The 14,505-nt window shown below is 62.1% G+C and carries 12 protein-coding genes and 1 tRNA gene; 8 read left to right on the plus strand and 5 right to left on the minus strand.

The annotated features are described in order from the left end of the window. Positions 1 to 106 precede the first annotated feature (106 nt). The 5 genes from dnaG (at position 107) to G5S42_RS13795 (ending at position 7,105) form a co-directional block, all read left to right on the plus strand. The gene (gene dnaG / locus G5S42_RS13775) at positions 107 to 1,981 is read left to right on the plus strand and encodes a DNA primase (protein ID WP_176107233.1); all 1,875 of its coding nucleotides are present in this window, start codon (positions 107 to 109) and stop codon (positions 1,979 to 1,981) included. Between the two features lie 91 nt (positions 1,982 to 2,072). After that, a complete protein-coding gene (rpoD, locus tag G5S42_RS13780) occupies positions 2,073 to 4,463 on the plus strand; it encodes an RNA polymerase sigma factor RpoD (protein WP_176107234.1) in 2,391 nt (796 codons plus the stop codon). A 153-nt stretch (positions 4,464 to 4,616) separates the two neighbouring features. Beyond that, positions 4,617 to 4,704 (plus strand) — tRNA-Ile (locus G5S42_RS13785). Between the two features lie 197 nt (positions 4,705 to 4,901). Next, positions 4,902 to 5,072 (plus strand): hypothetical protein, encoded by a 171-nt coding sequence (locus G5S42_RS13790; protein WP_176107235.1) that lies wholly within the window; start codon positions 4,902 to 4,904, stop codon positions 5,070 to 5,072. An 884-nt stretch (positions 5,073 to 5,956) separates the two neighbouring features. Next, positions 5,957 to 7,105: a porin gene (locus tag G5S42_RS13795; protein WP_176107236.1), complete on the plus strand. Its 1,149-nt coding sequence runs from the start codon at positions 5,957 to 5,959 to the stop codon at positions 7,103 to 7,105. Between the two features lie 152 nt (positions 7,106 to 7,257). On the opposite strand, the gene G5S42_RS13800 is transcribed toward G5S42_RS13795, so the two are convergent. Further along, positions 7,258 to 8,388, minus strand: coding sequence for a porin (locus G5S42_RS13800; RefSeq protein ID WP_176110516.1), 1,131 nt, complete (start codon positions 8,386 to 8,388; stop codon positions 7,258 to 7,260). A 281-nt stretch (positions 8,389 to 8,669) separates the two neighbouring features. Between G5S42_RS13800 and G5S42_RS13805 the strand changes: the two genes are divergently transcribed. Then, a complete protein-coding gene (locus G5S42_RS13805; RefSeq protein ID WP_176107237.1) occupies positions 8,670 to 9,026 on the plus strand; it encodes a transposase in 357 nt (118 codons plus the stop codon). An 18-nt stretch (positions 9,027 to 9,044) separates the two neighbouring features. On the opposite strand, the gene G5S42_RS13810 is transcribed toward G5S42_RS13805, so the two are convergent. After that, positions 9,045 to 9,785 (minus strand): Crp/Fnr family transcriptional regulator, encoded by a 741-nt coding sequence (locus G5S42_RS13810; RefSeq protein WP_176107238.1) that lies wholly within the window; start codon positions 9,783 to 9,785, stop codon positions 9,045 to 9,047. Between the two features lie 182 nt (positions 9,786 to 9,967). Here G5S42_RS13810 and G5S42_RS13815 point away from each other — a divergent pair, with 182 nt between their 5' ends. Continuing rightward, positions 9,968 to 11,602, plus strand: a complete 1,635-nt coding sequence (locus tag G5S42_RS13815; RefSeq protein WP_176107239.1) for an acyl-CoA synthetase — start codon at positions 9,968 to 9,970, stop codon at positions 11,600 to 11,602. 72 nt (positions 11,603 to 11,674) lie between these two features. On the opposite strand, the gene G5S42_RS13820 is transcribed toward G5S42_RS13815, so the two are convergent. Continuing rightward, positions 11,675 to 12,313 (minus strand): LysE family translocator, encoded by a 639-nt coding sequence (locus G5S42_RS13820; protein WP_176107240.1) that lies wholly within the window; start codon positions 12,311 to 12,313, stop codon positions 11,675 to 11,677. A 462-nt stretch (positions 12,314 to 12,775) separates the two neighbouring features. Here G5S42_RS13820 and G5S42_RS13825 point away from each other — a divergent pair, with 462 nt between their 5' ends. After that, complete coding sequence (locus G5S42_RS13825) at positions 12,776 to 13,042, plus strand: H-NS family nucleoid-associated regulatory protein (protein WP_176107241.1); 267 nt, start codon at positions 12,776 to 12,778, stop codon at positions 13,040 to 13,042. Positions 13,043 to 13,137: 95 nt separating this feature from the next. Here the strand turns inward: G5S42_RS13825 and pcaG are convergent, their stop codons facing one another. Together pcaG and pcaH are read right to left on the minus strand one after the other, a co-directional pair. Further along, complete coding sequence (pcaG, locus tag G5S42_RS13830) at positions 13,138 to 13,725, minus strand: protocatechuate 3,4-dioxygenase subunit alpha (RefSeq protein ID WP_176107242.1); 588 nt, start codon at positions 13,723 to 13,725, stop codon at positions 13,138 to 13,140. Positions 13,726 to 13,728: 3 nt separating this feature from the next. Continuing rightward, complete coding sequence (gene pcaH, locus G5S42_RS13835) at positions 13,729 to 14,433, minus strand: protocatechuate 3,4-dioxygenase subunit beta (RefSeq protein WP_176107243.1); 705 nt, start codon at positions 14,431 to 14,433, stop codon at positions 13,729 to 13,731. Between the last annotated feature and the right edge of the window lie 72 nt (positions 14,434 to 14,505).

Consider the following 14,505-nt stretch of genomic DNA (forward strand, 5'->3'; position numbering starts at 1 on the left):
TGTCCGGGTCGCGCGCCTCGTAAAGACGGGGCGCGGGGCCCGGTCGCGGTGTCGGGCCCGGACTCCGGGCTTGGATTTTGAAGCTTTTCAGGCAGCGTTAATTACTGTGATCCCACCGTCATTCCTGCAGGACCTGCTCAACCGCGTCGATATCGTCGACGTGGTCGGCCGGTATGTGCAGCTGAAAAAGGGCGGCGCGAACTTCATGGGGCTGTGCCCGTTTCACAACGAGAAGAGCCCCTCGTTTACGGTTAGTCCGACTAAGCAGTTTTATCACTGCTTCGGCTGCGGTGCGCATGGCACGGCCATCGGGTTCCTGATGGAACACGTGGGCGCGTCGTTTCCCGAAGCGGTGAACGAGCTCGCGCAATCGGTGGGTCTAACTGTGCCGAACGAGCCTTCGCCCGGATATGGCGGTGGTGGCGGAGCTGGCGGCGGCTACGCGCCGGCGCCGTCGAAGGCGGTCACCACGGCGCTGTCCGATCTCATGCAGACCGCCTGCGACTACTACCGTAAGCAGCTGCGCGGTGCGCCGGGCGCGATCCAATATTTGAAAAAGCGCGGTCTGACCGGCGAAATCGCCGCGCGCTTCGGTCTCGGCTACGCGCCCGAAGGCTGGCAAAACCTCGAGGCGGCGTTCCCGAACTACCGTGACGACGCGCTGGTCGAAGCGGGTCTCGTGATCGTCAGCGAAAAGTCCGACGCGCAGGGTCAGAACCGCCGCTACGACCGCTTCCGCGAGCGGATCATGTTCCCGATCCGCAATGTCAAAGGGCAGGTGATCGGCTTCGGCGGCCGCGTGCTCGACGGCGGCGAGCCAAAGTATTTGAATTCGCCGGAAACGCCGCTATTTAACAAGGGCAGCGAGCTGTACGGGCTGTTCGAGGCGCGTCTGGCGATTCGAGAGCAGCACTACGTGCTGGTCGTCGAAGGTTATATGGACGTGGTCGCGCTGGCCCAATTGGGCTTCCAGAACGCGGTCGCGACGCTCGGCACCGCTTGCACACCGATTCATGTGCAGAAACTGATGCGCCAGACCGATACGGTCATTTTCAGTTTCGACGGCGACGCGGCCGGCCGGCGTGCAGCACGCCGCGCGCTCGATGCGTGCCTGCCGCATGCCGCCGACAACCGGACGATCCGTTTCCTGTTCCTGCCGAGCGAGCACGATCCCGACAGCTACGTGCGCGAGTTCGGCACCGAGGCTTTCGCCGAGCAGGTCGAACGGGCGATGCCGTTGTCGCAGTTCATGCTCAACGAGGTGCTGACCGGCAAGGAGCTCGATCAGCCCGAGGGCAAAGCCCGCGCGCTGTTCGACGCAAAGCCGCTGCTGCAGGCATTGCCGGCGAATGCGCTGCGCGCGCAGATCATGCATATGTTTGCGGACCGGCTCGATGTGCCGTTCAGCGAAGTCGCGGCGCTTTGCGAAGTCGATGCGCGGATCGCAGCCGCGGCGCGCGAGGCGCCGGCCCGCAAGGATCGCCGCAGCGTGACCGGCATCGAGGAAAAGACGCTGCGCAACCTGGTGATGTATCCGCGCACGGTCGCGATGCTCGACGAAGAGGCCGAAGAGGCGCTGCTCACCGTGACCCGGCACGGCGAACTGTTCGCGGAAGTGACGACGCACGCGCGCGCCCTCGGCGATTCGGCGGCGTTCCAGTTGTTGTCAGATCTCTTGCGAAATGGTGCGAACGCCCCAACTTTCGAGGAAATCTTTCGCAAAATTCTAGACTATGATGAAAACGTCCGGGATTTGCTGCTGAAAGATCCGCAGGACGCGGCCGTCATCGAGGAACGGCGCGAGCAGGAACGAATCGTCGGCGAGGAGTTGAAGGCCGCGATTTTGAAGATGCGATACGACGCTTATTGCGATCGTCTCGATCAGCTTTCGCGACAGTCACGACATACACCGGAAGAGTTTGCCGAGTTTTCGGAGCTCAACCGGAAGCGGGCCGACATGAAGCGTCAACTCGGCCTGTAGCGGAGAGGCGAAAACCTCGGGTGCTATAATCAAAAGTTTCTAGCGGTTTGTTTTTTCAAGGGTTTTCCTAGCAACGGCGAAAGGCGATGCGATGGCAAAGACGACAGGCGGAAATCAGACAACTGGCTCACGCGCTAAAGAGCGCACCGGAAAAGTTACCGAAGCCAGGCTGACTGCATCCGCCAGAAAAACGTCTGCTGTCAGCGTTGCGCCAGCTGCCGGGAAGAAGTCGTCGACCACTGCGGCCGCGCAGGCCGCACCGGTTCGGGCGGCGAAAGCTGTAGCACCGCCGGCTGCCAAGCGGGCGGGTGTCAGAAGCGCAAGGGAAGCGGCTGCCGTTCAGGACGATGCGGCAGCGCGCGTGACTTCAGTATCCACGGTTCATCCGGCTGTTGTCCAACAGCCGGGGGTCGAGACTACAGCCGGTACGGCGAACTCCATGACGAAAAAGCTGAATGAAGTACCCGTCGATGACGATGCAACCCAGGCCGAAGAAACCGCTGCCGCCGCACCGGGCAAGGTGGAAAAGGTCAAGGCTCGCGACCGTCGTGCAAAGGAAAAAGCGCTGCTGAAGGATGCGTTCGCGTCGTCGCAGCCTGGCACGGTGGAGGAACTCGAGGAGCGTCGCTCCAAGCTGCGCGCGCTGATCAAGCTCGGCAAGGAGCGCGGCTTCCTCACGTACGCTGAAATCAACGATCACCTGCCGGACAACTTCACCGAGACCGAGGCGATCGAAGGCATCATCAGCACGTTCAACGACATGGGCGTCGCCGTCTACGAACAGGCCCCTGACGCCGAAACGCTGCTGCTCAACGACAACGCACCCGCGGCTTCGTCGGACGATGAAGTCGAAGAGGAAGCCGAAGTCGCGCTGTCCACCGTCGACTCCGAATTCGGCCGCACTACCGACCCCGTGCGCATGTACATGCGCGAAATGGGCACGGTCGAGCTGCTTACGCGCGAAGGCGAAATCGAAATTGCGAAGCGCATCGAAGACGGCCTGAAGCACATGGTGATGGCCATCTCCGCGTGCCCGACCACGATCGCCGACATCCTCGCGATGGCCGAGCGCGTCGCCAACGACGAAGTGCGCATCGACGAACTCGTCGACGGTCTGATCGACGCCGACGCGGAAGACGCCGACGGCTTCTCCGCGCAGGAAGCGGAAGCGATCGAGAACGAAGACGAGGAAGCCGAGGAAGAGGACGAAGAGGACGAGGAAGAGGACGATGGCTCGGCGCAAGCCACCGCCAACGCCGCACAGCTCGAAGCGCTGCGGCGCGCGTCGCTCGAAAAATTCGCGTTGATCAGCGAATGGTTCGACAAGATGCGTCGCGCGTTCGAGAAGGAAGGCTACAAGTCCAAGTCGTACTTGAAGGCGCAGGAAACCATCCAGAACGAGCTGATGACGATCCGCTTCACCGCGCGTACAGTCGAGCGTCTGTGCGACACGCTGCGCGCGCAGGTCGATGAAGTGCGTCAGGTCGAGCGTCAGATCCTGCATACCGTAGTCGACAAGTGCGGCATGCCGCGCGCGGAATTCATCGCGCGTTTCCCGGGCAGCGAGACGGATCTCGAATGGGCCGACAAGATCGTCGGGGAGGGGCATGTATATAGCGCGATCCTCACGCGCAACATTCCAGCGATCCGCGAACAGCAGCAGCGTCTGCTCGATCTGCAGGCACGCGTGGTACTGCCGCTGAAGGACCTGAAGGAAACCAACCGTCAGATGGCGGCCGGCGAACTGAAGGCGCGTCAGGCAAAGCGTGAGATGACCGAGGCGAACCTGCGTCTCGTGATCTCGATCGCGAAGAAGTACACGAACCGCGGTCTGCAGTTCCTCGACCTGATTCAGGAAGGCAACATCGGCCTGATGAAGGCGGTGGACAAGTTCGAATACCGTCGTGGCTACAAGTTCTCCACGTATGCGACGTGGTGGATTCGCCAGGCCATTACGCGTTCGATCGCCGACCAGGCGCGCACGATCCGGATTCCGGTTCACATGATCGAAACGATCAACAAGATGAACCGCATCTCGCGTCAGATCCTGCAGGAAACCGGTCTCGAGCCGGATCCGGCAACGCTGGCCGAGAAGATGGAAATGCCGGAAGACAAGATCCGCAAGATCATGAAGATCGCGAAGGAGCCGATCTCGATGGAAACGCCGATCGGCGACGACGACGATTCGCATCTGGGCGACTTCATCGAAGATACCAACACGGTCGCCCCCGCGGATGCCGCGCTGCATGCGAGCATGCGCGACGTCGTGAAGGATGTGCTCGACTCGCTGACGCCGCGCGAAGCGAAGGTGTTGCGCATGCGTTTCGGTATCGAGATGAGCACCGATCACACGCTCGAAGAGGTCGGTAAACAGTTCGACGTGACGCGCGAGCGGATTCGTCAGATCGAGGCGAAGGCGCTGCGCAAGCTGCGTCATCCGAGCCGTTCCGACAAGCTGAAGTCGTTCCTCGAAGGGAATTGACGGCGGCGGCCGCGGCTGGCCGCACATGATGCGATGGAAGGGGACGCCCGGTCGTTTCGCGGAAGCGAAGCGGTTGCGCAGGCCCCTTTTTCGTGTAGTATGTCGGCCAATCGACGAAACGGGCCCGGCCTTCACGACCGGGTCTTTTTTCTTGGGCTGGACGCCGTGTTGGTTGCAGGCAGTGGACTCATAATCCACCTCCGAAAGGACATCGTGGGTTCGAACCCCACCCGGCCCACCAAAGTATCGAAAAAAGGGTTCCGAATTCCGGAACCCTTTTTGTTTTTGGGGCGGCCTTCATCGGGCATGGCGTTGCAAGTTCGGTTTCGAGCCAGCGCAATTTCTACAGGCGCCCCCGCGGGCGAACTGCCAGCGATCGCAGGAATAGCCGTTGCGCATCCAGCGTAGGGAGCTATTCCCGTCCGCCTGGAGGTCGTCATGCAAACCGACCCAACCATCGATCCCGTCGCGCCTCCGAACCGGCCGCTGGAGGAATCCGACGGCGAGCCGCGTCCATTGCCCGACACGCCGCCCGACACTGACCCGCTCGCGCCGGGTTCCTCGCCCGAGGACGAGGAGGCGCTCAAGCGCGCTCCCCGCAAGCCATAAGCGGTGCTCGCGCGTAATCAGGGAAAGTCCGTGTAAATGCGGGTGCCGCCCGGCCGTTAATTGAATGAGGAAGGCTTGTTGATGCACGCCGTCCGCTTTCAGCACGGGTCTTGTCACGCGGCGGCCGGCGCCGCAATTCACCTCCGGGCAATGCCCGTGCCGAAGGCTTCTTCGCTTAGTCGCGAGCGCATTTTATAGAGACGTGACAAAGCGTGAAATAGAAGACCGTCGCAATGGCGGTTTCCCAAAAGTGAATGCTGATTCGACGAGGCAGGCTCGAACCGATGTGCTGCCGGGGAGTGGCAGCAACTGCTTGAGCTGGCCAATAAAGATCAAGTGAATAAGCGGTCTTATCGATTCGACAAGTTAATCGGCCCCGCCTGAAACGATTAATTGCTATATGCGCGAAAGTGACTGCATTAACTCCATTAAGTTCCGGCCATCGCAAAATAAATTTCAAACAACGCGGAAAACCATCATTCGAATCGTTCGATTCCAAGAAATATCGACGGTCTTTTCGTCAGTTTGCTCCGACCCGATTACGTCACGCGTATTAAACCACTGTTGCAAACGCACAACTTCGAATATTGGCGCGTTGCAAATTCGTTTTGGCTGGGGCTGGCGATCCGGCACTTAGATCTTGCGATAAACGTTGGAAAAACAACAAGTTATTCCCGCCGGCCCCAACATTGTTGCGAAATTCGAAAAATCCTGTTGCGTGAATTGTCGGCGTCGATACCAGGGTGTCCCCCTACACTCACGCTTCGCTTCAAGGGTGCCCGGTCGATCCGAACGGGTCGGCCAAGCGGGCGGCGGCGGATGCGATGCATCGGCTGCTGAGGCAGGTCCTGCTCCCCGTATAAATTTTTCGAATTGGAGTTCCCATGAAAAAGAGTCTCATCGTCGTTGCGGCTGCCGCATCGTTCGCTTCGGTCGCTCACGCACAAAGCAGCGTGACCCTGTACGGTCTGATCGACGCAGGTCTGACCTACACCAGCAACGTTGCTGGCAGCTCCAAGTGGGCAGCAAACAGCGGCGGCATCGACCAGAGCCGCTTCGGCCTGCGTGGCTCGGAAGATCTGGGCGGCGGTCTGAAGGCAATCTTCACGTTGGAAAGCGGCTTCAACATCAACAACGGCCAGTTCGCCAACAACAAGGGCATGTTCAACCGCCAGGCCTTCGTCGGCCTGTCGAGCGCGCAATTCGGTACGGTCACGCTGGGTCGCCAGTATGACGCAGCGCAGGACTACCTCGCACCGCTGACCGCAACGGGCAGCTGGGGCGGCACGTACTTCGCGCACCCGTTCAACAACGACAACCTGAACACCAACGGTGGTCTGTCGGTCAACAACTCGATCAAGTACTCGAGCGCTAACTACGCTGGCTTCACGTTCGGCGGCACGTACGGCTTCTCGAACCAGGCTGGCGGCTTCGCAAACAACCGTCAGTACAGCTTGGGCGCTGCTTACCAGTGGCAAGGCCTGCACCTCGGTGCTGCCTACGCTCAGCAAAACAACCCGAACGCTCGCACGAACCTGACCGGCGCATCGGACGGCGTCGTAGCGAACTCGGCAGGCCCGATCACCGGCAACTTCCGTCAGCGTCAGTTCGGCGCAGGCGCTTCGTACGGCTTCGGCCCGGCGCTGGTCGGCGTGGCATGGACGCAATCGCGCATCGACAACCTGGTCGGCGCAGCGGCTACTCAGCGTCAAGGCCACACCAACAACTACGAAATCAACGGCAAGTACAACCTGACCCCGGCGATGGCTCTCGGCGTTGCGTACACGTTCACCGACGCACGCGGCTACGGCATCAACGCCGACGGTAACGACATGAAGACCCGTTACCACCAGATCGGCCTGCAGGCTGACTACTCGCTGTCGCGTCGCACCGACGTCTACGCTCAGGCTGTGTACCAGCACGCAATGGGCGACGGCGGCGTGGCTTCGATCTACAGCGGCGACAACACGGTTCCGAGCTCGTCGTCGAAGAACCAGACGGCTGCTACGGTCGGTCTGCGTCACCGCTTCTAAGCTTCAGCAGAAGCTGCCTGTAGTACAGAAGGTGCCGTTCGCGGCACCTTTTTTTATGCCCGCGGCAGACCGGTAAGCCGGTTTCCGTATGCGAGAGCCAAAAAAAACGGGCGTCCCTGGGGACGCCCGTTTTGCGATGACGACCCGGAGCCTTAGAAAATCGTCCGCAGACCGAGCGCAACGCCGGTCTGGTTGTTGCGGCCCGGCAGTTCGACCGAGGCCGCGCCTGACACCTTGTCGAAATCGACGGTGCCGTACACCTCGGTGCGTTTCGACAGCGCGTACTCGGCCAGTCCGACGAACGTGTAGCGATAGCCGCCGCCGACCTGACCATTGCCGATCGCCGCGTTCGACATGTGGTCGTAGTACGCGGCGCCCGTCAGCGTCAGCGCGCGCGTGGCCTGCCACGTGACACCGGCGAACGGTCCGTTGTCGATGCGGCCCGAGCCCTTGACGATATCGACGCCCGGCACGAGCGTCTGCTGCGCGAGCGCGCTGTCGACGAAGCCGGTGTCGTCCTTCGAATGCAGATAGCCGACGTACAGCTTCGTCGAGCTGAACGCATAAACCGCGTTCGCGTTGAAGATGGTCTGCTTGTGATTGCTGTTGTCGCTGTTCTGCTGCACGCCGGCGGCGACCGACAGCGGACCCGCCACGTACGACAGCGTGAAGCCGTACATGTTGCCCGCGCCGAGATGGCCCGGCACCTGGCCCGAGAAGCCGCCCGCGCCGGTCGATGCCGAGTTCGTGCCGAACGAGTACATCGCGGCCACCGTCAGGCCGTTGAACGTGCCCGTGTACTTGACCGCGTTATCGGCGTACAGCCCCGCGCCGAGCGCGCCAGGCAGCCACGAGTTCTCGTTGTAGTTGCCCACCGTGAGCGGGTCGTAGGTGTCGCCGAGCAGGTCGAACAGCGGCGTCTTCTGGCGACCGAGCGTCAGCGTGCCGTACTGACTGCTGACGCCGACGTATGCGTTTCGATTGAAAATGCGCTGGCTATCCGAGGCCGAGCCGTTCTGCAGGTTGATACCGCTTTCCAGGTCGAAGATCGCCTTGAGACCGCCGCCGAGATCTTCCGAGCCGCGCAGACCCCAGCGGCTGTTGGTGATCGCGCCGTTGGTCATGTACAGACGGTCGTCGTTTTTGGCGTTCGAATTCGTCAGATAGCGCACGCTGACGTCGGCGACGCCGTACAGCGTAATCGAGCTTTGTGCCGAAGCCTGTTCGGACGTCACGGCAAACGCGGCGCCGCCGACGAGCGCGGCGGTCTTGATAAAGCGGATGTGTCTCAAGGGATTTCCTGCGTGGGGAGAGAGATCTTTTAGTTCGGCCGCGGCGCGCGCCGGGGGGCGGCGGCGCCGGGCGGGCCGATGATAGACCACGATCCGCGTCGAGCCATCAGCGCGTCGACGCAATAGCCTATTGCCATTTTTGACATTGCGCCGTTCGGATCACAAAAGTTGACTTTCTCCCAGGCAAGCTTCGAGTAGTCTCGAACGAGTTGACGTATCGACACTACTTTTGGAGCGACGCCGACACGCGCTTGGCGCGTGTGCTTTCACGCATGAATAGCCCATCTTCCGAATCCATCGGGACGAGGCCGGTCGTTCAGGAGTTGACCGACGAGCAATGGCAGCAGGTCGCGCCGCTATTGCCCGAAACCCTGAATCACGACGTCCCGCGGCGTGGTCGTCCACCGATCGATATTCGCCACGTGCTCAATAGCGTGATGTGGGTGCTGCACACGCGCGCACCGTGGAGCGCGATGCCCGGGCACTACGTGCCGTACCAGACCGCGCATCGCTACTATCTGCGCTGGAAAAAATCGGGCGTGTTGAGCGCGATCATGCTCGCGCTGTTCAAGACCGACGCCGCTCTCGAAACGCGCGCGACACGCAAGTGCGGCGTGCGCGCCGGGTAGCCCGCGCCCGCCGCGTCGCTAGATCTGCTCTCGTCCGTACGCCTCTAGCCGCTCGAGATCGAGCACCTCGATCTGGTTATATGACAGACCCAAAATCCGCAGCTTCTCGAGGTTCTGCAGCGCCTGATTGATGCGCTGCCGCGACACCCCCGCGAGCAAACCGACCTCTTCCTGCGAAATCGCCAGTGTGTGGCCCGTGTCCGGATACAGATCCGGGTTGAACAGCTGCGCGAGCGATTGCGCGACGCGTGCGTCCACATCGAGCAGCCGGCTGTTCTGGATCGATGCGATGAATTCCCCCATCCGGTTGTTCAACTGCCGGATCACGAAACCCGTGAACGGCAGGCTCGATTCGAGCAGCGCATGGAAGGTCGCGGACGGCACGAACATCACGAGCGACGGCTGGATCGCGGCGACGTCGTACTTGCGCAACTCGCGCTTGATCACGCTGCCTTCGCCGAACCAGCCGCCCGGCGGCACCCCCGACAGCGTGCAACTGCGGCCCGACGCGTTGTAGATAGCGAGCTTGATGAGCCCCGAATGCACGCCGATCCAATAGTCGGACGGTTGCTGGCGACGCGCGATCCACGCGCCGCCTTCAAAGTGCTCGGCGTGCGCGCTGGCGAGCACCATCGCCTGATGCTCGGCGGCGAGCGCGCGAAACCAGGCGCAGGTGGCGAACAGCCGCGCGAGGTCGGCGGCCGCGACGCGTTGGGGCGGGCGGGAGTCGGCGCGATCGGTGAAAGGAGCGACGGTCATTGGAGATAAGCGTCCTGGGAGCGGTTCCGGCTGAGCCAGGTCAAGGCGGGGCGCTAGCGGCGCCACTCTGTCATTTGAATGACAGACAGTTCATGACGACAATTGCTAGGCTAGGCCCTGGTTATTCATAGAAAACGATCACAACAATCGGCGGCGCGGCTCGCGCCTCAGGAGACGAAGCAATGACACAGCACATGTTCGACGAAGGCCTCGGGCGGCGCGAGGCCAATTATGTCCCGTTGACGCCGGTCGATTTCCTCGTGCGCGCAGCGCAAGTGTATGGCGAGCGGCTCGCGATCGTCCACGGGGAGATCCGCCGTAACTGGCGCGAGACGTATGAGCGCGCGCGGCGGCTCGCGAGCGCGCTGCGCGAGGCCGGCATCGGCCGCGGCGATACGGTCGCCGCGCTGCTGCCGAACATTCCGCCGATGGTCGAGGCGCACTTCGGCGTGCCGATGGCCGGCGCCGTGCTGAACACGCTGAACACGCGGCTCGACGTCGCGACGCTGCTGTTCATGCTGCGCCACGGGGAGGCGAAGGCGCTGATCGTCGATACCGAATACGGCGAGTTTGCGCATCGCGCTGCGCTCGAATTCCCGGAACTGCGCGTGATCAGCGTGGCCGATGCGCAGCCCGCCGACGCCGCGCAGTTCATCCGCGCGACCGACTACGAGCAGTTCCTGCAAACCGGCGACCCGTCCTACGAGTGGACTCCGCCCACCGACGAATGGGACGCGATCGCGCTGAACTACACGTCGGGCACGACCGGTGACCCGAAGGGCGTGGTCTACCATCACCGTGGCGCGTATCTGAACGCGCTGAGCAACATTCTCGAATGGGATATGCCGAAGCACGCGGTCTATCTGTGGACGCTGCCGATGTTCCACTGCAACGGCTGGTGCTTTCCGTGGACCGTGGCCGCGCGCGCGGGCGTCAACGTCTGTCTGCGCAAGTTCGACGCGAAGACCGTGTTCGAGCTGATTCGACGCGAGCACATCACGCACTACTGCGGAGCGCCGATCGTACAGAGTTCGCTCGCGAACGCGCCGGCCGAATGGCGCGAGGGCATCACGCATCGCGTGTCGACGATGGTCGCGGGCGCCGCGCCGCCGCCCGCGGTGATCGCGAAGATGAAGCAGATCGGATTCGACCTGACGCACGTGTACGGGCTCACAGAAACCTATGGCCCGGCGGCCGTCTGCGCGAAGCAGCAGGAGTGGGACGCGCTCGACGAGCAAATCAGCGCCGACCTGACCGCCCGCCAGGGCGTGCGGTATCACCTGCAGGCGGCGGTCGCGGTGCTCGATGCGGACACGCTCGCGCCGGTGCCGGACGACGGCGAAACGATCGGCGAGATCATGTTTCGCGGCAACATCTGCATGAAGGGCTATCTGAAGAACGAGCGGGCGACCGAAGCCGCTTTCAATGGCGGCTGGTTCCATACCGGCGATCTCGGTGTGCGCACGGCCGACGGCTATATCCGCATCCGCGACCGCAGCAAGGACATCATCATTTCGGGCGGCGAGAACATTTCGAGCATCGAGGTCGAGGACACGCTGTACCGGCATCCGGCGGTGTCGGTGGCGGCGGTGGTCGCAATGGCAGATCCGAAGTGGGGCGAGGTGCCGTGCGCGTTCATCGAGTTGAAGGAAGGCGCGCAGGCGACCGAGGAGGAAATCATCGCGCACTGCCGGCTGTTTTTGGCCGGCTTCAAGTTGCCGAAGGCGGTGCGCTTTGGCGAGTTGCCGAAGACCTCGACGGGGAAGATCCAGAAGTTCGAATTGCGCGCGCGGATCAAGGCAGAGGGAAAAGCGTAACGGGCCGCGATTAACGCTGTTTCAGGGCGGCGCGCAGCGAGTCACGCCGGCGCGCGCCGCTTCATGTTGGCGTCAAATCCCGACCTTGTGCGCATTCAAGATCAGCCGCAGACCTAGCGCGGTCACCGCGCCCGCGGCGATGCGATCGATCCACGCCTTCCAGCGCAGATAGATTTCGCGCGGCCGTTGGCTCGAAAAGCACAGTGCGACGATCGTGTACCAGCCCGCTTCGATCGCGAAGATCGCCGGCGGCAGCGCGAAATAGCACCACACCGGCGGATGCTGCGGCAGCAGCGCGGCGAAGATACTGCCGTAATAGACGGCCGTCTTCGGATTGCTCAGCTGCGTGCTCAGGCCGACCCAGAACGACTTGCGCGGATTGACGCCGCTGCCGGTTTGCGTTTCGCTGAACGCGAGCGGCTTCGCGGCGCCGCGCCAGATTTTCGACGCCAGATAAACCAGGTAGACGCCGCCGGCTACTTTCAGCCCGACGTAGAGCCATTCGACCGTCGCGAGCAGCGTATAGAGACCGAGCAGCGCGATGCCGCTAAAAAACACACCGCCGATGCCCATGCCGAGCGCCGTCGCGAGACCGTCGCCGCGCGACAGGCCGATCGCGTTGCGCGCGACGATGACGAAGCTGGGTCCCGGACTCATCGCGCCCAATAGCAGCGCGGCGAGGATTGTGAGGATGGCGGTCGAGGCGGGCATGGTCGTGTCTCCTGAGGTCGGGCCGATGCGAGATGTTCTGGCGAATCCCGGGTTTCGCATTGTCCGCCAATCGGGTGGTGGAAGCCACGATTACCGAAAACCCGGAAGTCCCGCAATTAGTACAATTAGAAAAACTTCTTTGCTGCGGCCAAAATACATCGAATGCTAGAATCACTTTCGATCCGCTGAAGTTCCCTCGCCACGACGAGGCGACGCACGAAGCGAAACACGGGCGCAATTCTAGCGCCTTCTATTCTTCGAGTAGCCGATTCGCTTGATCCCAGCGATTTAATTCAGAATCTGACAGGCATCAGTTGCAAATGCGGGTTTTTACGCACTTGCAGGGATCGCGCGAATTCGTCGAATTGCTTTCGTTCAAAATTGAATTAAGCACGAGCCTCGCGTTGTTATGCGAGTTGCCAGTTTGTCTAATGCCAGCAAGAGCTGCGACACCAATACGTTATGAAAGAACGAGAAGGACAACAACGACTGTTCGAACGCGACGAGAACCTCCGGGAGCGCATGATCGCGTGGATTCGTCGACGCATGGACGACCACAACATCACCCTCGAAGCGCTGGCCGAATCGCTCGAAGCCGATGCGAACGCCGTGGCCGCGGTGCTGTACCGCGACGCGTTCGGCAACACGTGGGACGGTCAGGGCGATAAACCGGCGTGGCTCGCGCGCGCGATTCACGCCGGACAAAGCATCGATCATTTCCGCTGCTAACGCGCGCAGGTGCATCGCGAAACGTCCGCGCGAAAAAAAGCCCGCACAAGGCGGGCTCGATTTTTACTGCTCGGAGCTTCGCGACGAATCGCGCATCACAGGTCGAAAAACACGGTTTCCTGATCGCCCTGCATGTGGATGTCGAAGCGGTACACGTTGGCCGTACCGGCAACGCGTCGCGCGATCAGCGTGTCACGGCGCTCGGCCGGCACCGACGCCAGCACGGCGTCCTGCTCGTTCGCCTGCGCTTCGTCCTCGAAATAGATGCGCGTGAACGTGTGCAGCAGCATGCCGCGCATCGTCAGGATCACGTCGATGTGCGGCGCTTCGTCGGGATTCGCGCGGCCCGGCTTCACCGTCTCGACGATGAAGCGCTTGTGCGGGTCCGTACCGGTACCGACGCGCGCAAAGCCGTGAAAGCCGGTCTTCAGGATGTCCTCGCGCGATTCCGGATAGTGGCCGTTCGAGTCGACCTGCGACATTTCGATCATCGCGTCGCCAACCACCTTGCCGTCGCCGTCGAACACCTGACCGACGATCGTGATGTGCTCGCCGGCCGCTTCCATGTCGGCCAGCACGTGCGTGAACAGGCTCTTGTAGTCGAAGTCGTATTGCTGCGGACAAAGACCGTAGGCGAAGTACGGACCAACGGTCTGCGAAGGCGTTTGCTTGAGAGTCGTCATGGCTTAGCGCTCCATCGGGGTTTCGTTCGGGCCGCGCAGCACGATGTCGAAATCGTAGCCGAGCGCATAGGCCTCTTGCGTAATGTCGAGCGAGAACTTCGAGATCATGCGCTCACGGGCGTTTTCCGGAGTGCCCTGGTAGATCGGGTCGAACGCAAGCAGCGGATCGCCGGGGAAGTACATCTGCGTGACGAGACGCGAGCCGAAGTGATCGCCGAACAGCGAGAAGTGGATGTGCTGCGGACGCCATGCGTTCGGATGGTTGCCCCACGGATACGCGCCCGGCTTGATGGTCAAGAAGCGGTAACGGCCTTCGTTGTCCGTGATGCAGCGGCCCGCGCCGAGGAAGTTCGGATCGAGCGGCGCGTCGTGCTGGTCGGCCTTGTGCACATAGCGGCCGGCGGCGTTCGCCTGCCAGATTTCCACGAGCGTGTTGCGCACCGGACGGCCGCCTTCGTCGAGCACGCGGCCCGTCACGATGATGCGCTCGCCGAGCGGCTCGCCATTGCGCACCGCGTTGCGGGTCAGGTCGTTGTCGAGCGGATCGAGGTCGTCGCTGCCGTAGACCGGCACGCGCTGGTCGCGCAGACGTTCTTTCAGCGGAATCAGCGGACGGGTCGGGCCGCGCTTGACCGACGAACCGTACGGCGGATAGACGTACTCGGGATGGGACGCGAAATCTCGCGGGGAAAGAATTGAATCTTCCATGAAGTGTCTCCGTTGGACGAATCGGGGGATGCGGCGTTATGACTCGCACTTTATACAAAGCAGGCGGTTATG

The sequence above is a fragment of the Paraburkholderia youngii genome, assembly GCF_013366925.1.
Classification (GTDB): Bacteria; Pseudomonadota; Gammaproteobacteria; order Burkholderiales; family Burkholderiaceae; genus Paraburkholderia; species Paraburkholderia youngii.